A 20,661-nucleotide genomic window follows, 5' to 3' on the forward strand; every position below is an offset into this window, starting at 1 on the left:
CCCGGCTGGGCGTTGATGACCTGATGGCGGACATCGCGGTGATCTTCCACTGGCCGCCGTCTGAAATGGCCGGAATGACGCTCACGGAGCTGTTGAACTGGCGCCACAAGGCACTGCAACGCAGCGGAGTTAATCACGATGAGTAAAAGCCTGCAGCTTCAGGTCTTGCTGAAGGCCGTAGACCAAGCCACCCGCCCGCTAAAGAGTATCCAACAGGCAAGCAAACAGCTTGCCGGTGACATCAAAACCACGCAACAAACCCTCAAGGCTCTGGACGCGCAAAGCGCCCGGATTGAGGGATTTCGCAAGGCGCAGGGACAGCTTGCCGTTACCGGCAAGGCACTGAAGAAAGCCAAGGAAGAGGCGGCCGCGCTGGCCGTCCAGTTCAAGGCGACGGAAAAGCCCACGGCGCAGCAAGCGCGCTTGCTGGCGGCATCAACGCGCGCCGCCGCCGAGCTGCAGACGAAATACAACGGCCTGCGCCAGTCGGTGCAGCGCCAGCGTGACGCGCTCAACGCCGACGGTATTGCCACCCGGAACCTGAGCGCCGAACAGCGCCGGTTGAAGGCCAGCGCCAGCGAAGCCACGACAGCGCTGGGCCGCCAGCGCGGCGAGCTGGATCGCCTGAGCAAGAAACAAGAGCAGGTTAAGCGCGTCGGCGCGCGTTACCGTGCCGGGCAATCGGCAACCGCGGCTGTCCGTAATACCAGCGCGGCCGGGCTGGGTATCGCTACCGCCGGGCTGGTCGCTGAAGGGGCGTTTATTGCGCCGGGGGTGCAGTTCGACAGGCAGATGTCAGACACGCAAGCCACGCTCGGACTATCGAAGAATGACCAGCAACTGGCCGCCATTCGTCAGCAGGCGCGGGATATTGGCGCCACGACCGCGTTTTCGCCGACGGACGTCGCGCGCACGCAATCCGTATTGGCGAAATCCGGCTTTAACGGCGATGCCATTCTGAAATCGACCGAATCAACGGTCAATCTGGCGCTGGCCTCCGATCTGGACATCGCCGACGCGGCCGACATCATCACCAACATGCAATCGGCGTTTAACATGCCGATAGACGAGATCCAGCGCGTCGCGGATGTGATGACCAAAGGCTTCACCAGCTCGAACAGCAACCTGATGGATTTTGGCGAGGCGATGAAGTACGTCGCGCCGATCGCCGAGGCGGCCGGGGCCAGTATCGAGGACACCACCGCCTTGCTGGGCGTGTTGGCCGATAACGGCATCAAGGGGTCTATGGCCGGTACGGCGGCCAGTGCGATGTTTACGCGGTTACAGGCGCCCGTCGGGCAGGCGGCTGATGCGTTGTCAGAATTGGGCGTAAAAACCAAGGACGGCAAAGGGAACATGCTCCCGATCGCGAACATCCTCAAGAAAATTAACGGCTCGTTTAAAACCAACAAGCTCGGCACCGCGCAGCAGGCCGAATACCTGAAAGTCATTTTCGGCGAAGAGGCGATGAAAGGCGCTATCAAGCTGATTGACGCCGCCGGTAACGGCAAGCTGAGCGAAAAACACAGCACAGTCACCCAGTCAAAAGGGGCTACGGCCCAGATTGCCAGAGTGAAGGTGGACAACCTCGACGGCGACCTGAAAAACCTGTTTTCGGCGTGGGAAGATGTTCGCATTGAGGTGTTCGACGGCCAGAATTCAGCGCTGCGCAAACTCACGGTTTCCGCCACCGAATGGCTCACCAAGGCGGGAGCATGGGTGAAGGCCAATCCTGAGCTGGTCGGCACACTGGTGAAAGTCACGGCGGGCGTCACGGCCCTGATCGGCGGCCTCGCTGCGCTGGGCCTTATCGCATGGCCGGTAATGGCCGGGGTCAATATGTTGATCGCCGGGGCCGGGCTGCTGGGAACGGTCTTTACCACCGTCGGCGCCGGGATTGCGGCCGCATTCAGTGTGATCACCCTGCCGGTGGTCGCGGCGGCGGCGGTGATTGCCGGTGTGGCGTTGACTATCCGTAAATATTGGGAACCTCTCAGCGCCTTTTTAACGGGTATCGGCGAAGGCTTCAGCGCCGCTTTCGCGCCGATGCGCGCCGCGCTTGTCCCGCTGGCAGGCGCATTTACGCCGCTGCTGAGCATGGTACGCAACGTCTGGCAGTGGTTCGGCAAGCTGATCGAGCCGGTGAAATCTTCACAGGCCGAACTCCAGACTGCCGCGCGCTATGGGCGCATGTTCGGTGAGTGGATCGCGGTCGGATTGAGCCTGCCGCTGCAGCTGTTGGGCGGATTGCCCGGCCTGCTGACCGGCATCTGGGGCGTTGCGAGCGGCATTGCGGAGCGTGCCGCCGCCGTCTGGGACACCATCGGCGAGCGTGTTAACGCGGCATGGCTGGCGCTGAGCGCCGCCACGGTTCAGGCATGGGATCGGCTGACCGGCTGGCTTAATGGCAAATGGGAGGGGCTGGTAAACGGGGCTAAAGCGCTGCCGGGGCAGTTCAAAGAAGTCGGGATGAACATGATTAACGGGGTCATTGACGGCATTAGCGAGCGCTGGCAGGCGCTGAAAGACAAGTTTTCCGGCCTCACGGATATGCTGCCTGACTGGATGAAGTTTGGCGACGATGAGGCGGAGGTTAACCCGGCGATTTCATACAACCGCCCGGCGCCTGAGCTGATGCCGGGGCCGGGCTATGCGGGGGCATTCGACAAGGGCGGCATCATCCCGCGCGGCCAGTTCGGCATCGTCGGCGAGCGAGGCCCGGAGATTGTCAACGGCCCGGCGAACGTCACCGGGCGCCGGAAAACGGCGGCGCTGTCGGCGGCGATGTTATCGCTGTCAACGCCGGTGATGGCGTCGGCCCCGGCTGCCGCACCCGCTACGGCGCCAGCCCCGATCACCATTCAGGTGTACGGCGCCCCCGGCCAAGACGCGGCATCTATTGCGCGCGAAGTCTCGCGCCAGCTTGAGGCCGAACGACGCAAACACGCGGCCGCCGCGCGCAGCCGCATGAACTACGAAGGGTAAAACCATGATGTTAACGCTGGGCCTGTTTGTTTTTATGCTGCAGACGCTGCCGTATCAGTCCATGAGCCGCAACGCGGAATATCGCTGGCCGAGCAACGCCCGCGTTGGCCTGCGCCCGGCGGCGCAATTTCTGGGGATGGATGAGGAAAAAATCACGCTGTCCGGGGTGCTGCTGCCGGAGATCACCGGCGGCCGCTGGTCACTGCTGACGCTGCAACTGATGGCCGAGCAGGGCCGGGCGTGGCCGCTGATTGAAGGCACCGGCACGATTTACGGCATGTTTGTGATCGAGTCGATTTCTGAAACGCACTCCGAGTTTTTCGCCGACGGCAGCCCGCGCCGCACAGAGTTCACGCTCAACCTGAAGCGGGTCGATGAATCCCTGTCGGCGATGTTTGGCGATCTGCGCCAGCAGGCCGGGGAGCTGTACGATAAAGCCGGAGAGATGGCCGGGAAGGCCGCCGGTGCTATGGGAGGGTTGTTATCATGAAAAGCGGCGTAAGCCTGCCAGCCGGGGCGCGAGTTGCCCCGGATTTTTCGCTGTTGCTGCAGGATAACGACATCACGCAGAACATCCGCAAGCGGCTGATTTCGTTATCGCTGACGGATAACCGGGGCTTTGAGGCCGACCAGCTCGACATCGAACTGGATGACAGCGACGGACTGATGGCGATGCCTCAGCGCAATGCGGTGCTGTCGCTGGCGCTCGGCTGGCAAGGCTCGCCATTGACGCCAAAAGGCCAGTTTACGGTCGATGAGGTCGAACACCGGGGCGCGCCGGACACGTTGACTATTCGCGCGCGTAGTGCGGATTTTCGCGGCTCGCTGAACACCCGGCGCGATGAGTCCTACCACGACACCACCCTGGGCGACATTGTGCAGAAGGTGGCTGCGCGTAATAAGCTGAAAGCCTTGCTGGCCGCCGGTCTGGGCACCATCAAAATCAGCCATATCGACCAGACGCAGGAGACGGATGCGGCATTTATTACCCGGCTGGCAACGCTCAACGGCGCGGTGGCGGCGGTGAAAAATGGCGTTCTGCTGTTGTTGCGACCGGGGAACGGCGCCACGGTAGGCGGGAAGCCATTGCCGGTGTATACCATCACCCGGCAGGATGGCGATCAGCACAGTTTCAGCATTGCCGATCGGGATGCCTATACCGGCGTTACGGCGAGCTGGCTCAACACAAAACAGCCGAAACCGAAGAAAGTGAAGCTGCAGCGCAAGCCAAAAGAGCAGCATTTGCGCGCGCTGCAACACCCGAAGGCGAAACCGGGCAGCAGTAAAAAACCGGGGAAACCGGCGGAGGCAGCGAAAGGCGATTATCTGGTGGGGGCTGACGATAACGTGTTTGCGATCACCAAAATTTACGCCACCAAGGCCGCCGCGATGCGGGCAGCACAGGCAAAGTGGGAAAAGCTTCAGCGCGGTGTGGCTGAGTTCTCACTGTCGCTGGCGATGGGGCGGGCTAACATCACGCCGGAAACGCCGGTACGCGTCAGCGGGTTTAAAGCGGCGATCGATGCGCAAGACTGGATAGTGAGCAAAGTCACGCACAATTTGAGTAACGGCGGTTTTACGACGGCACTGGAGTTTGAAGTTTTGCTGTCGGATGTGATTTATGAAGTCTCGTAATGTGAATTGATGTTTTGTAAATTCACTTAAAGGTGGTTTTGTTCTCGATCGGGCGGAGTATTATCGCGACAAATGAGAGATTGAGAAGGGAATATCAACATGATGCATTGCCCGCTTTGCCGAACTGCCGCCCATGCCCGCACAAGCCGCTATCTAAGTGAGAATACTAAAGAGCGTTATCATCAATGCCAAAACATAAATTGCAGTTGTACTTTTGTGACGTTGGAATCTATTCAGCGGCAGATCGTATCACCGGGCAAAGTTGATATCGCTCCGCCACACCCAACCCGAAGCAATCAGGGAACACTTTGGATTTAACAAGAAGCCTGCGAAAGCAGGTTTTTTTATGCCCGTAAAATGGCTGTCGCCACTTTGTCGCCACAGGGGAGTTATGTGCTTTGTGTGGCATTGTTTTATAAGGATATTTTTTCAAGGCAACAAAAAACCCGATAGTCTTGAACCTAAAAAGGCGGGACTAACGGGCTCCACAAAATGGGGACATCAAAGAAAAGCAGTGGCACTAATTCAGACTACCCCCGGCAAGGAAAGTTCTCACCGGGGATAAAAATTTCAAAATATTTTTGCCACTGATTCATCTTCATTGCTTATCGTTTAGCCGAGGATCCCCGGCCACAGCACCACAATCAGCGAACCGGCCAGGGTTAACAATACGTTAGCGATAGCATAGGTACCGGCATAGCCCAGGGCAGGGATATTGCTGCGTGCGGTGTCGCTGATAATCTCCATCGCCGGCGCACAGGTGCGGGCCCCCATAATGGCGCCAAACAGCAGGGCACGGTTCATGCGCAGCACGTAAGCGCCGAACAGGAAGCAGATCACCACCGGCACCAGGCTTACGATCAGTCCGGCAATCAGCATCTGGCCGCCAACGGCACCCAGGCTGTGGCCAATACCGGCACCGGCGCTCAGGCCAACACCGGCCATAAACACCATCAGGCCGAACTCTTTCACCATATTGAGCGCGCCCTGCGGAATGTAGCCAAAGGTCGGGTGGTTGGCACGCAGGAAGCCGAGCATGATGCCGGACATCAGCAAGCCGGCGGCGTTACCGATGCCGAACGAGAAGTTGCTGAACTGGATGGTGATCTGGCCAATCAATAGCCCGATGATAAAGAAGGCGCAGAATGCCAACAGGTCGGTGACCTGACTGTGGATCGAGATAAAGCCAATCTTCTCCGCCACGCTTTTCACCCGGCGAGCGTCGCCGCTGACCTGCAGTACATCGCCCTTGTTGAGCACGATACTGTCGTCGATTGGCATTTCAATCTGGCTACGGATCACCCGGTTGAGGAAGCAGCCATGATCGGTCAGCTTCAGCTGGCTCAGGCGCTTGTTCACCGCATTGCTGTTCTTGACCACAATCTCTTCGGTGACGATGCGCATGTCCAGCAGATCGCGGTCGAAGACCTCTTTGCCGTTGCGGAAGCTGGGATCCAGCCGTGCATGGGCATCGGGGTAGCCAACCAGCGAGATTTCATCGCCTACCTGTAGCACCGCGTCACCGTCCGGGTTCGCCAAAATACCGTTACGACGAATGCGTTCGATATAGCAGCCGGTCTGGCGATAGATGCCCAGTTCGCGCAGGTTTTTGCCATCGGCCCAGGCCACCAGCTCTGGTCCCACGCGGTAAGCGCGGATAACCGGCAAATAAACCTTGCGTTGGCTGTCCGTGTCCAGGCCACGTTCGCGGGCAATTTGCTGAGCGGAGGTGGAAAGGTCCTGGTGTTGCAGCTTAGGCAGGTAACGTGCGCCGAAAATCAGACTCACCAGGCCAATCAGGTAGGTCAGGGCATAGCCGAGGCTCAGATGATCCTGTGCCGCCAGCAGCGCCGGGCCGTTGGTGATGGTATTGCGCAGCGTATCGCCGGCGCCTACCAGGACTGGGGTTGAGGTCATGGATCCGGCGAGCATGCCGGCGGTCAGGCCAATATCCCAATGGAAAAGTTTGCCGAGACCGATGGCGATCACCATCGCGGAACCGACCATTACCAGCGCCAGCATCAGGTAATTTTTACCGTCGCGGAAAAATATCGAGAAAAAGTTGGGCCCGGCTTCCACGCCAACGCAGAAAATAAACAGCATAAAGCCGAGATTTAGCGCTTCGGTGTTAATGGCGAAATGTTGTTGGCCAAGCAGCAGCGAAACCACCAAAACGCCAATGGAATTACCGAGTTGAACGGAGCCCAGACGGACTTTACCGAGGCACAGCCCCAGTGCGAGTACCACGAACAGTAACAGGATGTAGTTACCGTTTAACAAACTAGCGACGTTTATGTTCACGGAGGATAACTTATTGTTTACCAGTAAGTGCTTGATATAGATAACTATAAGATATAAATTCAGTCAAAAATCGACGTCATAAATAACTAACCAGCGGAAGGCGATTCGAACCATCGATCGGCGGCGTTTATTCTAGTCGCTATGGCGCATGACAGCCAGCATAAAGCTGAGTTCCTGCGCCGCCGAACGCATTTTTACTCGTTGTATTTCAAGCCGCAACGCCGTCGTCTGCAGCCAGAGACGTGCTCTGCCCAACGGCATAGCCGCCGGGGCCGAGGATACGCAGCCTGAAATTTAGCGGGATAGCTCTCTTTTAGTAGCCAAGGAAAAAGTTCAGTTCAGCGTTGCCGTTCTTCGGCAAGGCGTCACCGGCTTTGTGACACGGCTGATTTCTACGGTGTGGTAACAGATTAAGGGGGAGTAGGGTATGGCGAGCGAACGGTATTGGTGGGGTATTTTGAGCTGTTTCCTGCTGTTCAGCCTGGTGTATCTCGGCCAGCAGAGCGGAGTCTTTGGCAGTACCGATCATGAGCATCGGGGGAGACCGGCCTGTTGCTGTTCGTGATACCCGGCGTGGTTGCCAGTTATCTGTCGAGTAAAAAACGCATTCTCTGCCCGTTACTGGGTGCGCTCTATGCACTGCCGCTGTGCCTGATCATCCGCCACTTTTGGTTAACACCCTCTTATTCGTTCTGGCAGGAATTGGCTTACGCCACCAGCGCGGTATTCTGGTGCATGTTTGGCGCGCTGCTGGCGCTGTTTATCGGCGGCTTGTTGCAGGCTTATCTGCAATGTCACCGCCGCGAACGGCAATAAAAAAAGGCGCTCTGAGCGCCTTTTTGTCGTTCTTGCCTGAAACTTACTGGAACAGGTTCAGGTTTTCTTTGGCATAAGCTTCGAAATCGGTGCAGCCGCCGATGTGTTTCTCATCGAGGAAGATCTGCGGAACGGTTTCTACCGGTTTGCCAACGGTTTTTTCCAGATCGGCTTTGGTGATGCCTTCAGCGTGGATATCAACATAACGGAAGTTGAAATCGTCACGTTCTTCAGTCAGTTTTTCCGCCAACTCTTTCGCACGGACACAATAAGGACAGCCTGGGCGCCCGAAGATAACTGCAAACATGCAACACTCCTTAGATTGATATTCAATAATTTAATCGCAACTGCAATGACATTCTGTCAGTCAAAAAAGACTTAAGGTTGAGCATTACCCGCATTGATGGCGCCTACTATGCCCGTTGGGTCAGCGAAAAAAAAGCAGGAATTACCTGTTAATCTGATTCATCTAACCGATTAAGCCGCCGGGGCTGTCGCCATCGGGGGGAATTCACTACACTGGAGGCAGAGCTTCTGGAGAAGAAAAATATGCGTTCATTCGGTGACTTACCCCGTACGGTGTTGGTTTTGGAAGGCCTGGGCATGCTGTCATTAGTGCTGGCTTATCTGAGCATTCACGGTCACGTTCAATTGCCGGGCTGGTTGGCTTCCCAGCAGGCAGCGGTGGGCATGATTTTCCTCGGCGTGGCGCTGATGGTCCCGGCGGCGGCTTTTTTGGTTTGGCGCGTGGTGCAAGGATTCGGCCCGCTAATGCGCGGCGGTCAGCCGCCGCAGAACGATCGGCATAAGCCTCATTCGCCGGTCGATAAAAACGACAGTGAGCCGCGCGCCTGAGTGACGGCCGTCGGTGCAGGCCTGCCTGGCAGGTGATTGCCTTTTTGGGGTGACGAGTGAAAATTGCCATTCTTTCGCGCGATGGAACGCTGTACTCATGCAAGCGTTTGGTGGAGGCGGCAGAGCAGCGCGGCCACAGCGTGGATATTATCGATCCGCTTTCTTGCTATATGAACATTAACCCAGCCGCGCCGACCATTCATTATCGCGGCCGTCAGTTGGAACGCTACGATGCGGTGATCCCGCGCATCGGCTCCGCCATCACCTTTTATGGTACCGCCGTACTGCGCCAGTTTGAGCTGCTGGGCAGTTACCCGCTGAATGAGTCGGTGGCGATCACCCGTGCACGTGACAAACTGCGTTCGCTGCAGTTGCTGGCACGCCAGGGGATCGATCTGCCAATCACCGGTTTTGCCCATTCGCCGGACGATACCGGTGATTTGATTGAGCTGGTCGGCGGTGCGCCACTGGTGGTCAAACTGGTGGAGGGGACGCAGGGTATCGGCGTGGTGCTGGCGGAAACCCGCCAGGCGGCGGAAAGCGTGATTGACGCCTTTCGCGGCCTTAACGCCCATATCCTGGTGCAGGAATATATTCGCGAGGCACAGGGCAGTGACGTGCGTTGTCTGGTGGTCGGCGGCAAGGTAGTGGCCGCGATTGAGCGTCAGGCCAAGCCCGGAGAGTTCCGGTCCAATCTGCACCGTGGCGGTACCGCCCGCAAAGTAAGCATCACCGCCAAAGAGCGAGCTGTTGCGGTTAAGGCGGCCACCACGCTGGGACTGGACGTCGCCGGGGTAGATATTTTGCGAGCGACTCGCGGCCCGCTGGTGATGGAAGTGAACGCCTCACCGGGGCTTGAAGGGGTGGAAACCACCACGGGATTGGATATTGCCGGCATGATGATCGAGTATATCGAGCCGCGCGCCAGAGCGGGATTTCGTCTCAAGTCGGGCGGCTGATGTTGCCGACCAAAATCGGCTTTGCAATCGACAGCTTTGCGGTTTTTTCCCGGCGATATTTGCCCAAATAGCGAATTAAGCCGTATTGGTCGTGGCATCGCGGGGGAATATTCCGTAAGCTATGCGCCTTTTCGCGTTTTGAATATTGTGAGGCTGGTATTATGGATTCACTCATTGTCCCTGATTTGGCGTTGTTGCGACGCTGGCTGGATCAATCGGGCATTTCATTCTTTGAGTGCGATTCCTGTCAGGCGCTGCACCTGCCGCACATGCAAAACTTCGACGGCGTATTTGACGCCAAACTCGATCTGGTGGACAACGTTATTCTGTTTTCCGCCCTGGCCGAGGTGAAGCCGACCGCGCTGATCCCTCTGGTGGCCGATCTCAGCCAGATCAACGCCAGTTCGCTGACCATCAAAGCCTTTGTCGATATCCAGGATGATAACCTGCCGAAGCTGATCGTCTGTCAGTCGCTAAGTATCGCCGTGGGCGTCACGCTGGAACAGTTCACGCACTTTATGCAGCAGGGCGAAGAGCAGATCTCCATGGTGATCCTCGAGGCGCGGGCGAACGATCTGCTGTTTATGGGTGACGAAGAAGAGAACCCGGCTAGCGCCGAACGCCTGCCAATGTTGCACTGATCCCTGCTGTAGATTATGCATGTCGCCCTTCTGGCGGCATGCTGCCGTTATTCCCTTCCACGATAATATATTCTGCGTTTTACCCTCTTTTGCCCGATATTTCTCGCCGTTTATGCCATTAATGGCGTATCACATAGAGAGAAACTGCATAAAAAATCGATAAAAGCCGTTTTTGCCCCCGGAGGCTGGTGCGTTTTGGCAACAGCGGTTATGCTGCTGATTCTGCTAAGGGCTTGCGATTCCCCAGGTGACCATGCGGGCTGGGCAGTTGAAAAAGGTGTCTGCAATCAACTGCATAGCTATTCAATCCGCGGTTGCAACGATTGCGCTCGATCAGGAAAGGTTTTGTATCAGTTTGCGATACAAGTTCAATTCTATGATTCACCCCTGTTTTGGAGGAAGTTACGGATGGTCACCCAACGTAAAAAGTGGTTATCGGGTGTTGTTGCCGGCCTGCTGATGGTCGCGTCCGTCACGGCGTCAGCCGAGGAAAAAACGCTGCACGTCTATAACTGGTCCGACTATATTGCGCCGGACACCTTAGCCAAATTCCAGAAAGAAACCGGCATTAAAGTGGTGTACGACGTCTTTGACTCCAATGAAGTGTTGGAAGGCAAACTGATGGCGGGCAGCACCGGTTATGATCTGGTAGTGCCTTCATCCAACTTCCTTGAGCGCCAGTCGAAGGCCGGTATTTTCGAGCCCCTCGACAAGAGCAAGATGCCGAACTACAAAAACCTTGATCCCGAAATGCTGCAGTTGGTGGCACACAATGACAAGGACAACAAGTACGGTATCCCTTACCTGATGGTGACCACCGGCATCGGCTATAACGTCGACAAGGTGAAGGCGGTACTGGGCAAAGATGCGCCGGTCGACAGCTGGGATCTGATCCTCAAGCCAGAGAACCTCGAGAAGCTTAAAAGCTGTGGTGTTTCCTTCCTGGATGCGCCGAGCGAAGTTTACGCTACCGTATTGCACTACCTGGGCAAGGATCCCAACAGCACCAACGCAGCGGATTACACCGGTGCGGCCAACGATCTGCTGCTTAAGCTGCGGCCGAACATCCGTTACTTCCACTCTTCCCAATACATCAATGACCTGGCGAACGGCGATATCTGCGTAGCGATAGGCTGGTCCGGTGATGTGATGCAGGCGGCCAACCGCGCCAAAGAGGCGAAGAACGGCGTGAACGTGGCCTATGCCATTCCTAAAGAAGGGGCCCTGACCTATTTTGACATGTTTGCCATGCCGGCAGATGCCAAAAACAAGGACGCCGCCTACCAGTTCCTGAACTTCCTGATGAAGCCCGATGTGATGGCCGGCATCAGCAACTACGTCTATTACGCCAACGCGGTGAAGGACTCCACTCCGCTGGTGAAAGCGGAAGTGCGTGATAATCCGAACGTCTACCCGCCGGCCGATCTGCGTGCCAAGCTGTTCACGCTGAACGTGCAGTCGCCGAAGTTGGATCGTGTGATTACCCGCGCCTGGACTAAAGTTAAAAGCGGACGCTAGTACTCAGGGCCCAAAATGCCGGGCCCGGCTTTCAGTGTTGTCTTGACCAGCAGGCGGGGCTACCCGCCTGCATTGCCATTTTGGGCCATGGCAATCGCCGTGGTTTTTTGTACTGTTTGCACCGGAGAGCACCCCGATTGAACGACGCTATCCCTCGTCCTCAAGCCAAGTCGCAGAAGGTCTTCACCCCTCTGCTGGAAATCCGTAACCTCACCAAAACCTTTGACGGCCAAAATGCGGTCGAAGACGTTAGCCTGACCATCTACAAAGGCGAAATATTTGCCCTGCTGGGCCCCTCCGGCTGCGGCAAGTCGACGCTGTTGCGCATGCTGGCCGGTTTTGAACAGCCGACGGAAGGGCAAATCGTGCTCGATGGGCAAGACATGTCGCACGTGCCGCCATACCAGCGGCCGATTAACATGATGTTCCAGTCCTACGCCCTGTTCCCGCACATGACGGTGGAGCAAAACATCGCCTTCGGCCTGAAACAGGACAAGATGCCGCGTGGGGAAATCACCGAGCGGGTAGCGGAAATGCTGTCGCTGGTCCATATGCAGGAGTTTGCCAAACGCAAGCCACACCAGCTTTCCGGCGGCCAACGCCAGCGTGTGGCGCTGGCGCGCAGCCTTGCCAAGCGGCCAAAGCTGCTGCTGCTGGATGAACCGATGGGCGCGCTGGATAAAAAACTGCGTGACCGCATGCAACTGGAAGTGACGGACATTCTTGAGCGCGTCGGCGTGACCTGCGTGATGGTCACCCACGATCAGGAAGAGGCGATGACCATGGCAGGCCGTATCGCCATCATGAATCGCGGCAAGTTTGTGCAGATCGGCGAGCCGGAAGAGATCTACGAACACCCGAACAGCCGTTTCAGCGCCGAGTTTATCGGTTCGGTGAACGTATTTGACTGCGTGCTGCAAGAGCGTCAGGACGATGCCCTGATCCTGCAAAGCCCCGGTTTGCGTCATGCGATCAAGGTAGACTCCGACGCCTCGGTGGTGGACGGGGTGCCGATCCAGGTTGCGTTGCGACCGGAAAAAATCATGCTGTGCGAAGAGATCCCGGAAGATGGCTGCAACTTTGCCGTGGGGGAGGTGGTGCACATTGCCTACCTTGGCGATTTGTCGATCTACCACGTGAAGCTGCTCAGCGGCCAGATGCTCAGCGCCCAATTGCAAAACGGTCACCGTTTCCGCAAAGGGATGCCGACCTGGGGCGACGAAGTGCGGCTGTGTTGGGAAGCCGACAGCTGTGTCGTGTTAACGGTGTGAATGGCGAAGGTGAGGAATAATCATTATGACAATGCTTGCTGAACGCACGCCGCCGGAACCGCCGGCCAACGGACCCGGCCCGCTGAAAGCCTTTTTCCAGCGCCTGCAAATGGCCCACGGCCGCAAATTGGTGATTGCGGTGCCGCTGCTGTGGCTGACGTTGCTGTTCCTGCTACCGTTCCTGATTGTGTTCAAGATCAGCCTGGCGGAGCTGGCGCTGGCGGTCCCGCCCTACACTGACCTGATGAGTTGGGCTGACGGCAAGTTGGACATCGCGCTCAACTTCGCCAATTACCTGCAACTGACCGACGATCCGCTGTATCTGGACGCCTATCTGCAGTCGCTGCAGGTGGCGGCGGTGTCAACAGTATGTTGCCTGATCATTGGTTATCCGTTGGCCTGGGCAGTGGCGCACAGCAAAGCATCAACCCGCAATATTTTGCTGCTGTTGGTGATCCTGCCGTCGTGGACCTCATTTTTGATCCGCGTTTATGCCTGGATGGGCATATTGAAAAACAACGGTATCCTTAACAATTTCTTGCTGTGGCTTGGGGTTATCGATCAGCCGCTGGTGATCCTGCATACCAATCTGGCGGTCTATATCGGCGTGGTTTACTCCTACCTGCCGTTTATGGTGCTGCCGATTTATACCGCCTTGACGCGGCTGGATTATTCGCTGGTGGAGGCCTCGCTGGATCTGGGCGCCAAACCGCTGAAAACCTTCTTCAGCGTGATTGTGCCGCTGACCCGCGGCGGTATCATTGCCGGTTCGATGCTGGTGTTTATTCCAGCGGTCGGCGAGTTCGTGATCCCGGAACTGCTGGGCGGGCCTGACAGTATTATGATTGGCCGGGTACTGTGGCAGGAATTCTTTAATAACCGCGATTGGCCGGTAGCTTCGGCGGTTGCCACCGTGATGCTGCTGCTGTTGATTTTGCCGATTATCTGGTTCCACAAGCACCAGAACAAGGAAATGGGGGGGCAGGGATGAACAACTTGCCGGTAGTGCGCTCACCGTGGCGTATCGCTATTTTGGTGCTTGGTTTCACTTTCCTGTATGCGCCGATGCTGATGCTGGTGATTTACTCGTTCAACAGTTCAAAACTGGTGACGGTGTGGGCGGGCTGGTCGACGCGTTGGTATACCGCGTTATTCCATGATTCGGCGATGATCAGCGCCGTCGGGCTCAGCCTGACCATTGCTGCCGCTTCAGCGACCGCCGCCGTAGTGCTTGGCGCGATTGCTGCGGTGGTGATGGTGCGTTTTGGCCGTTTTCGTGGTTCAACCGGCTTTGCCTTTATGTTAACCGCACCGCTGGTTATGCCGGATGTGATTACCGGTCTGTCGCTGCTGCTGCTGTTTGTGGCGATGGGGCATACGTTGGGTTGGCCGTCGGAACGCGGCATGTTCACCATCTGGCTGGCGCACGTCACCTTCTGTACTGCCTACGTTTCAGTAGTGATCAGTTCGCGCCTGCGTGAATTGGATCGCTCGATCGAAGAGGCCGCGATGGATTTGGGCGCGACGCCGTTGAAGGTGTTTTTCGTGATCACGCTGCCAATGATTGCACCGGCGCTGGTTGCCGGCTGGATGTTGGCATTCACACTGTCGCTGGATGACCTGGTGATTGCCAGCTTTGTCGCCGGGCCGGGCGCGACCACCTTGCCGATGCTGGTGTTCTCCAGCGTGCGTATGGGGGTTAATCCGGAAATCAACGCCCTGGCCAGTTTGATCCTGCTGGTGGTGGGGATTATCGGTCTGATCGCCTGGTGGTTTATGGCTCGCTCGGAAAAACAGCGATCGCGCGAATTACAAAAGGCCGCCCGTAGCTGAGTCTGATTAAACCTGCTATTTTTGCAATTATTGGTATTGCAATTGATTACCTGACTTTATATATCTCGTTTGAATATACCCTACAGCTTTAGAGTTACAGCCAGGCGGCCAGCTCGCTCTTCCCCAGGCGCTTACTTAAGTAACTGGGGTGTGAGCGCAGGTAACCACGCTGCAACTTGAAAGATGAGGGTATAGACGGCGTTTTCGTTGCGGAACATGGACATGGCAGACATGCTGAACAGCAGGCAGGGAATGAGAACGACTTCAGATGCGCCAGTACCGGTGATGGTGGCCGGTACGGCGATGGTGGCTATCAAATGCATCAGCGTGCTGTTGCTGTTGGGTGAACTGGGCGTCGATGGCGCTCAGGAGTTTGTCAGCACCAGCGCCCAGGCCTGGGATTCCACCCTGATATTTTTGGCTGGTCTGGTGCTGCTGTGCCTGCAAATCAGCTGCGGTTTTGCGGTAATGCGCGGTCGCAATTGGGGGCGTTGGGTCTATGTGGCCTGTCAGTGTGCGGTGGTCGGTTATTTGCTGTTGGCGACCATCGGCAGCTTTTTGCCCGAAGTCTTCACCGTGGAGGGCGAGACCAGCGGCCAAATTCTGCACGTGTTAATCCTGCAGAAAATCCCCGATGTCGTCATCCTAGCCTTATTGTTCGTTCCTGCCACTAGCCGCCGCTATTTCGCCGCGCGCAATTGAGATTTTAAGGGCGTAGAGTGATAAACTCTGCGCCCTTAATTATTCACCCCGAACTCAGAGTCAACTTAATGCATTGCGCCTTGTATACGGCGGGCACCTGCCGTTCTTGTCAGTGGCTGGAAAAGCCTTACCCGCAGCAGCTGACAGACAAACAGCATCACCTGCAATCCCTGCTGGCCGAACGCGACGTCGCGCATTGGCTGGCGCCGATTGCCGGCGAGCAGAGCGCATTTCGCAATAAGGCCAAAATGGTGGTCAGCGGCAGCGTAGAGCGCCCGTTGCTCGGCATGCTGCACCGCGATGGCACGCCGGTTGATCTGAGTGGCTGTCCACTGTACCCCGCCAGTTTTGCGCCCATGTTCGCGGTGTTGAAAAGTTTTATCGCCCGCGCCGGTTTGACGCCCTATAACGTGGCGCGTAAGCGCGGGGAACTGAAGTATCTGCTGTTGACCGAAAGCACCCACAGCGGCGGCGTGATGCTGCGCTTTGTACTGCGCTCGGAGAGTAAATTGGCACAGCTGCGAGCGGCGTTGCCGTGGTTACAGCAGCAATTGCCACAACTCAGGGTGATCTCCGCCAATATTCAGCCGGTGCATATGGCGATTATGGAAGGAGAGCTGGAGATCCCGCTGACCGAACAGCAGGCGCTGGAAGAGCAATTCAATCAGGTGCCGTTGTATATCCGCCCACAAAGTTTTTTCCAGACCAACCCAAAGGTGGCGGCTGAACTGTACGCTACCGCTCGTGACTGGGTTCGTGCATTGGGTATTGAAAGCATGTGGGATCTGTTCTGCGGTGTGGGGGGATTTGGCCTGCACTGTGCGCAGACGGATACCCGCCTGACCGGTATTGAGATCAGCGCCGAGGCGATTGCCTGTGCGCGTCAGTCAGCGAAAACGCTCGGTCTGCAACAGGTTAACTTCCAGGCGCTGGATTCCACGAAATTTGCCACCGCTGAGGGTAGCGTCCCCCAATTAGTGCTGGTTAATCCGCCACGGCGCGGCATCGGCAAGGATTTGTGCGACTATCTGAATCAGATGGCGCCCGGCTATATTCTCTATTCGAGTTGTAACGCCGAGACGATGGCGAAAGACATTGAGATGTTACCGGATTACCGCATTGAACGCGTGCAACTGTTCGATATGTTCCCTCATACCGCCCATTACGAAGTGCTGACTCTGCTGGTGCGCCACTAAAGGCGTTTCGGCAATAAGCATACAGTTTGAAATAGGGCGTGCATAACACGCCCTGGAGAGATCTTACTGCGGGAACCACTTGTCGTTGATGGCTTTGTAGGTGCCGTCGGCCTTGATGGCGTCCAGAGCGGCATTCAGCTTGGCCAGCAGCGCCTGGTTGTCCGGACGCACAGCAATGCCCAGGCCGGTGCCGAAGTATTGAGCATCGGTAACGTGCTCGCCGACCGGCGCCAATTGCGGGTTATTCTTCAGCCACTCGTTGACCACCGCGGTATCACCGAACACGCCGTCAATACGGCCATTTTTCAGTTCGAGAATGGCGTTCTGGTAGCTGTCGTAAGAGACGGTGTTAATCTCCGGGTGCTTATCCTGCATGTATTTTTGATGGGTGGTGCCGTTCTCCATGCCAATCTTTTTGCCTTTCAGATCCGCCAGCGAGCTGAATTTGCCTTTCTGCGCGATGACGATTGCCGAGTTGGCGTAGTAAGGCTGGGTAAAGGAAACCTGCTTGCTGCGCTCTGGCGTGATGTCCATACCGGAAATCACCGCGTCGTATTTTTTGAATTTCAGGGCGGCGATCAGGCTGTCGAACGCCTGATTGGTAAAGGTGCATTCGGCTTTCATTTGCTTGCACAGCGCGGTAGCCAGATCGATATCAAACCCGACAATCTTGTTGCTGGCATCCAGCGATTCGAAGGGGGGATAGGTGGCGGAAGAGGCGAAGCGAATGGTCTCAGCTGCACTGGCGTTGAAGGCGATGCCCGCCAATACCGTAGCGGCAAGTAATAGTTTTTTCATGCGTAAAGCTCCTGTCTGCAAGTCTGCGTGTTTTTATCTCTTCACCGCTTGATTTTACTGACAATAACCCAAAGGTTTTGGCGGCTGTTTATCGACGTTTACCCTGACATTTAATGCATTAATATGCAATATAAATGATTAAAAAATTACGACGAAAATAAAAAAGCCCTGCACGATGGCAGGGCTCCGAAACCTGAGGGGGCGGGCTCAGTTGCGGCGCTCGAATGCCAGCGCCCGACGTTCGACCACGCGCATCAACAACGTCAGCAGGCCGTTGACGCACAGATAGACCAACCCGGCAGCGCCAAACACCATCACGTCGTAGGTACGGCCATACATCAGCTGGCTGTATCCCATCACTTCCATCAGGGTAATGGTGTAGGCCAGCGAGGTGCTCTTGAACACCAACACCACTTCGTTGGAGTAAGACGACAGCGCACGCTTGAAGGCAAAGGGCAGCAGGATACGCAACGACTGGGCACGCGACATGCCAAGCGCTTCGCAAGATTGCCACTGACCGGCGGGGATCGCCCGCACCGCACCGTAAAACAGCTGGGTAGTGTAGGCCGCGCTGTTCAGCGCCAATGCGATCATCGCACACAGCCACGGCTGCGACAGCAGATCCCACAACCACGGATATTCGCGGATCGCCGGGAACTGGCCGGGGCCGTAGTAGATCAGGAAGATCTGCACCAGCAGCGGCGTACCGGTGAACAGGGTGATATAGATTTTCACCAGCGGCGTCAGGATCGGCGTTTTCAGCGTCAGGATCACCGTCAGCACCAATGACAGCAGCAGTGCCACGATCAGCGCGGTAACGGTCAGCGTCAGACTTGTGTGCAGCCCTTTGATAATTTCCGGCAAGAACTCAAACATCAGGCTGGCCCCCGCTCAAAACGCGTGGTGCGCAGTTCAATGCGTTTGATGATGTACTGGCTAAACAGGGTCACCACCAAATAGATGGCCGCCGCGATCACATACCAGGTAAAAGGCTCCTGGGTGCGAGTGGCGATGCTCTTGGTCTGCAGCATCAGATCGTTAACGCTGATCAGCGACACCAGCGCGGTATCCTTCAGTAAAACCAGCCACTGGTTGCCCAGCCCTGGCAGGGCGTGGCGCCACATCTGCGGCATGATCAGGCGAAAGAAAATCGCTGCAGTGCTCATCCCCAGAGCCTGGCCGGATTCCCATTGCCCCTGTGGCACCGCTTTGAGCGCCCCGCGCAATGTTTGTGACGCATAGGCGGAATAGAGCAGGGCGAGGGCAATTACGCCACACAGGAATGGGCTGACTTCAAAATTATCAATCGCCAGCTGGACGGGCAGCTGGAACAGGCCAAAGTTCAGGGTGAAGCCGTCGGACAGCATCAACAGCAGCTGTGATGAGCCGAAATAGATGAACAGCACCACCAGAATTTCCGGCAGGCCGCGCAACAGCGTAACCCAGGCGGTGCCGAGCCAGCTGACCACTTTCCAGCGCGATGACTCCCAGACGGCAAACAGCATCGCCAGGATCAACCCGAGGATAAGGGCACAAACGGCAAGGCCGACGGTCATCCCGGCGGCGCTTGCTAGAGGTTGAATTTCATTCATGGGGATAGATTACTGCTGGAACCATTTTTTGTAGATGGTTTCGTAAGTCCCATCCTGTTTGATCTTGTCGAGGGCGGCATTGAACTTGCCCTGCAGATCGGTATTTTTCTGGCGAACGGCAATGCCCAGCCCGGTACCGAAGTAGTCTTTGTCGGTCACCTTATCGCCTACCGCGGCCAGAGCGGCATTCTGTTTCAGCCATTCGTTGACCACTGCGGTGTCACCAAATACCGCGTCAACGCGACCATTCTTCAGATCCAAAATGGCGTTCTGATAGCTGTCGTAAGGCACGGTGGTGATTTCAGGGTGCTTATCGGTCAGGTATTTCTGGTGTGTCGTACCGTTCTGCACGCCCACTTTTTTGCCTTTCAGCGCCGCTACGTCGGCAACTTTGCCCTTCTGGGCGACAAACAGCGCGGAGTTGTCGTAATACGGTTTGGTAAACAGCACCTGTTTTTCACGTTCAGGCGTGATGTCCATACCGGCCATGACCGCGTCAAAGCGCTTGAACTTCAGGCTCGGGATCAGGCTGTCAAAAGCCTGATTGGTGAAGCTGCACTCGGCCTGCATTTCTTTGCACAGGGCATTGGCCAGATCGACGTCAAACCCCTGGATCTTGTTGCCGGCGTCAATAAATTCAAACGGAGGATAAGAAGCTTCGGTAGCGAAACGGATCGTTTCGGCTGCAGAGGCGGAAACGCTGATACCAGCCAGAACGGCGGCGATTATTAGTTTTTTCATCGCAAACTCCCCAAATTACAGCAAGTAAAATTGTTAGTGTGATAAGTAATTGGCAAACTCGGTGGTCTGCGGCTGCGCAAAGTGGCTGGCATCGCCTTGTTCCACTACGTGGCCGTTTTCCATGTAGACCACGCGGCTGGCGGTTTTGCGCGCCACTTCCACTTCGTGGGTGACGATCACCTGGGTGATCCCGGTGCCGGCCAGCTCGCGAATGATGCTGACGATTTGGGCGGTGATTTCAGGATCCAGCGCGGCGGTCGGTTCGTCGAACAGCAGCACCTGCGGCTCCATCATCAGCGCACGGGCAATGGCCACGCGTTGCTGCTGGCCGCCGGAAAGGTGCAGCGGGAAACGGTCGGCAAAATCGGTCAGGCGCAAACGCTTCAGCAACTTGTCGGCACGCTCCATCGCCTGAGCTTTGGTCAGGCCAAGCACACGACACGGCGCTTCGATCAGGTTTTGCACCACGGTAAGGTGAGGCCAGAGATTATATTGTTGGAATACCATGCCGACGTTCTGACGCAGCTCACGAATGGCTTTCTCGCCAGGAGCCTGCTTGAAGTCGAATTGATTGCCGGCGATCTGCAACTGACCCGAGCGCGGCATTTCCAGCAGGTTCAGCACCCGCAGCAATGAACTTTTCCCCGCGCCGCTTGGACCCAGCAGCACTAAAGTTTCCCCTGCTGGGCAATCCAGCGTGATGTCAAACAGCGCCTGATGTGCGCCGTAATAGCAGTTGATACCGTTAAGTTGAATGCTCATGCGCCAGAATTGAATAGATATTGATGCCGCGAATGTTAACTTCCACAGAATACTTA

At 56.6% G+C, this 20,661-nt stretch carries 21 protein-coding genes and 1 pseudogene; 15 read left to right on the forward strand and 7 right to left on the reverse strand.

Annotated elements, in window-relative coordinates:
• Nucleotides 1-23: 23 nt before the first annotated feature.
• The 5 genes from EBA31_RS07395 (at nt 24) to EBA31_RS07415 (ending at nt 4,938) form a co-directional block, all read left to right on the forward strand.
• On the forward strand, nt 24-146 hold the full coding sequence (locus EBA31_RS07395; RefSeq protein WP_026142543.1) for a GpE family phage tail protein: 123 nt from the start codon (nt 24-26) through the stop codon (nt 144-146).
• Nucleotides 139-2,985, forward strand: a complete 2,847-nt coding sequence (locus EBA31_RS07400; RefSeq protein ID WP_122078065.1) for a phage tail tape measure protein — start codon at nt 139-141, stop codon at nt 2,983-2,985. The genes EBA31_RS07395 and EBA31_RS07400 overlap by 8 nt, the downstream gene beginning before the upstream one ends.
• A 4-nt stretch (nt 2,986-2,989) precedes the next feature.
• Nucleotides 2,990-3,475, forward strand: coding sequence for a phage tail protein (locus EBA31_RS07405; protein WP_015379102.1), 486 nt, complete (start codon nt 2,990-2,992; stop codon nt 3,473-3,475).
• Nucleotides 3,472-4,620, forward strand: a complete 1,149-nt coding sequence (locus tag EBA31_RS07410) for a phage late control D family protein (protein WP_122078067.1) — start codon at nt 3,472-3,474, stop codon at nt 4,618-4,620. The genes EBA31_RS07405 and EBA31_RS07410 overlap by 4 nt, the downstream gene beginning before the upstream one ends.
• 99 nt (nt 4,621-4,719) lie before the next feature.
• Nucleotides 4,720-4,938, forward strand: a complete 219-nt coding sequence (locus EBA31_RS07415) for a DNA-binding transcriptional regulator (protein WP_072265518.1) — start codon at nt 4,720-4,722, stop codon at nt 4,936-4,938.
• A 294-nt stretch (nt 4,939-5,232) separates the two neighbouring features.
• Here the strand turns inward: EBA31_RS07415 and EBA31_RS07420 are convergent, their stop codons facing one another.
• Nucleotides 5,233-6,921: an aspartate:alanine antiporter gene (locus tag EBA31_RS07420; protein WP_041414378.1), complete on the reverse strand. Its 1,689-nt coding sequence runs from the start codon at nt 6,919-6,921 to the stop codon at nt 5,233-5,235.
• Between the two features lie 427 nt (nt 6,922-7,348).
• On the opposite strand from EBA31_RS07420, the pseudogene EBA31_RS07425 reads away from it, so the two are divergent.
• Nucleotides 7,349-7,737, forward strand: a pseudogene (locus tag EBA31_RS07425) (inner membrane protein YbjM).
• Nucleotides 7,738-7,780: 43 nt separating this feature from the next.
• Here the strand turns inward: EBA31_RS07425 and EBA31_RS07430 are convergent.
• Nucleotides 7,781-8,044: a GrxA family glutaredoxin gene (locus EBA31_RS07430; protein WP_012006074.1), complete on the reverse strand. Its 264-nt coding sequence runs from the start codon at nt 8,042-8,044 to the stop codon at nt 7,781-7,783.
• Nucleotides 8,045-8,286: 242 nt separating this feature from the next.
• Here EBA31_RS07430 and EBA31_RS07435 point away from each other — a divergent pair, with 242 nt between their 5' ends.
• The 9 genes from EBA31_RS07435 (at nt 8,287) to rlmC (ending at nt 16,712) form a co-directional block, all read left to right on the forward strand.
• The gene (locus tag EBA31_RS07435; RefSeq protein ID WP_020826075.1) at nt 8,287-8,592 is read left to right on the forward strand and encodes a YbjC family protein; all 306 of its coding nucleotides are present in this window, start codon (nt 8,287-8,289) and stop codon (nt 8,590-8,592) included.
• 56 nt (nt 8,593-8,648) lie between these two features.
• Nucleotides 8,649-9,551 (forward strand): 30S ribosomal protein S6--L-glutamate ligase, encoded by a 903-nt coding sequence (gene rimK / locus EBA31_RS07440; RefSeq protein ID WP_046374023.1) that lies wholly within the window; start codon nt 8,649-8,651, stop codon nt 9,549-9,551.
• A gap of 161 nt (nt 9,552-9,712) precedes the next feature.
• Nucleotides 9,713-10,192, forward strand: a complete 480-nt coding sequence (locus EBA31_RS07445) for a YbjN domain-containing protein (RefSeq protein ID WP_020826077.1) — start codon at nt 9,713-9,715, stop codon at nt 10,190-10,192.
• Between the two features lie 408 nt (nt 10,193-10,600).
• A complete protein-coding gene (gene potF, locus EBA31_RS07450) occupies nt 10,601-11,710 on the forward strand; it encodes a spermidine/putrescine ABC transporter substrate-binding protein PotF (protein WP_122078069.1) in 1,110 nt (369 codons plus the stop codon).
• A gap of 137 nt (nt 11,711-11,847) precedes the next feature.
• Entirely contained in the window at nt 11,848-12,981 is a 1,134-nt protein-coding gene (potG, locus tag EBA31_RS07455; RefSeq protein WP_020826079.1) for a putrescine ABC transporter ATP-binding subunit PotG, read from the forward strand.
• Between the two features lie 25 nt (nt 12,982-13,006).
• Nucleotides 13,007-13,972, forward strand: a complete 966-nt coding sequence (potH, locus tag EBA31_RS07460) for a putrescine ABC transporter permease PotH (protein ID WP_020826080.1) — start codon at nt 13,007-13,009, stop codon at nt 13,970-13,972.
• On the forward strand, nt 13,969-14,814 hold the full coding sequence (potI, locus tag EBA31_RS07465; protein ID WP_020826081.1) for a putrescine ABC transporter permease PotI: 846 nt from the start codon (nt 13,969-13,971) through the stop codon (nt 14,812-14,814). Before potH ends, potI begins: the two co-directional genes overlap by 4 nt.
• Nucleotides 14,815-15,036: 222 nt before the next feature.
• Nucleotides 15,037-15,516: a YbjO family protein gene (locus EBA31_RS07470; protein ID WP_116691166.1), complete on the forward strand. Its 480-nt coding sequence runs from the start codon at nt 15,037-15,039 to the stop codon at nt 15,514-15,516.
• 68 nt (nt 15,517-15,584) lie between these two features.
• Complete coding sequence (gene rlmC, locus EBA31_RS07475) at nt 15,585-16,712, forward strand: 23S rRNA (uracil(747)-C(5))-methyltransferase RlmC (RefSeq protein ID WP_122078072.1); 1,128 nt, start codon at nt 15,585-15,587, stop codon at nt 16,710-16,712.
• Between the two features lie 63 nt (nt 16,713-16,775).
• Here rlmC and artJ (EBA31_RS07480) read toward each other — a convergent pair whose 3' ends face one another.
• From artJ (EBA31_RS07480) to artP, 5 genes are all read right to left on the reverse strand, one after another.
• Nucleotides 16,776-17,510: an arginine ABC transporter substrate-binding protein gene (gene artJ / locus EBA31_RS07480; RefSeq protein WP_115059312.1), complete on the reverse strand. Its 735-nt coding sequence runs from the start codon at nt 17,508-17,510 to the stop codon at nt 16,776-16,778.
• A gap of 207 nt (nt 17,511-17,717) precedes the next feature.
• Nucleotides 17,718-18,386, reverse strand: a complete 669-nt coding sequence (artM, locus tag EBA31_RS07485; RefSeq protein WP_020826085.1) for an arginine ABC transporter permease ArtM — start codon at nt 18,384-18,386, stop codon at nt 17,718-17,720.
• Entirely contained in the window at nt 18,386-19,102 is a 717-nt protein-coding gene (gene artQ / locus EBA31_RS07490) for an arginine ABC transporter permease ArtQ (protein WP_041414381.1), read from the reverse strand. Before artQ ends, artM begins: the two co-directional genes overlap by 1 nt.
• Before the next feature lie 9 nt (nt 19,103-19,111).
• Complete coding sequence (gene artJ / locus EBA31_RS07495; protein ID WP_020826087.1) at nt 19,112-19,843, reverse strand: arginine ABC transporter substrate-binding protein; 732 nt, start codon at nt 19,841-19,843, stop codon at nt 19,112-19,114.
• Nucleotides 19,844-19,876: 33 nt separating this feature from the next.
• Complete coding sequence (gene artP, locus EBA31_RS07500) at nt 19,877-20,605, reverse strand: arginine ABC transporter ATP-binding protein ArtP (RefSeq protein ID WP_020826088.1); 729 nt, start codon at nt 20,603-20,605, stop codon at nt 19,877-19,879.
• Between the last annotated feature and the right edge of the window lie 56 nt (nt 20,606-20,661).

It is taken from the genome of Serratia sp. P2ACOL2, from assembly GCF_003691565.1.
In the GTDB taxonomy this organism is placed as follows: Bacteria; Pseudomonadota; Gammaproteobacteria; order Enterobacterales; family Enterobacteriaceae; genus Serratia; species Serratia liquefaciens.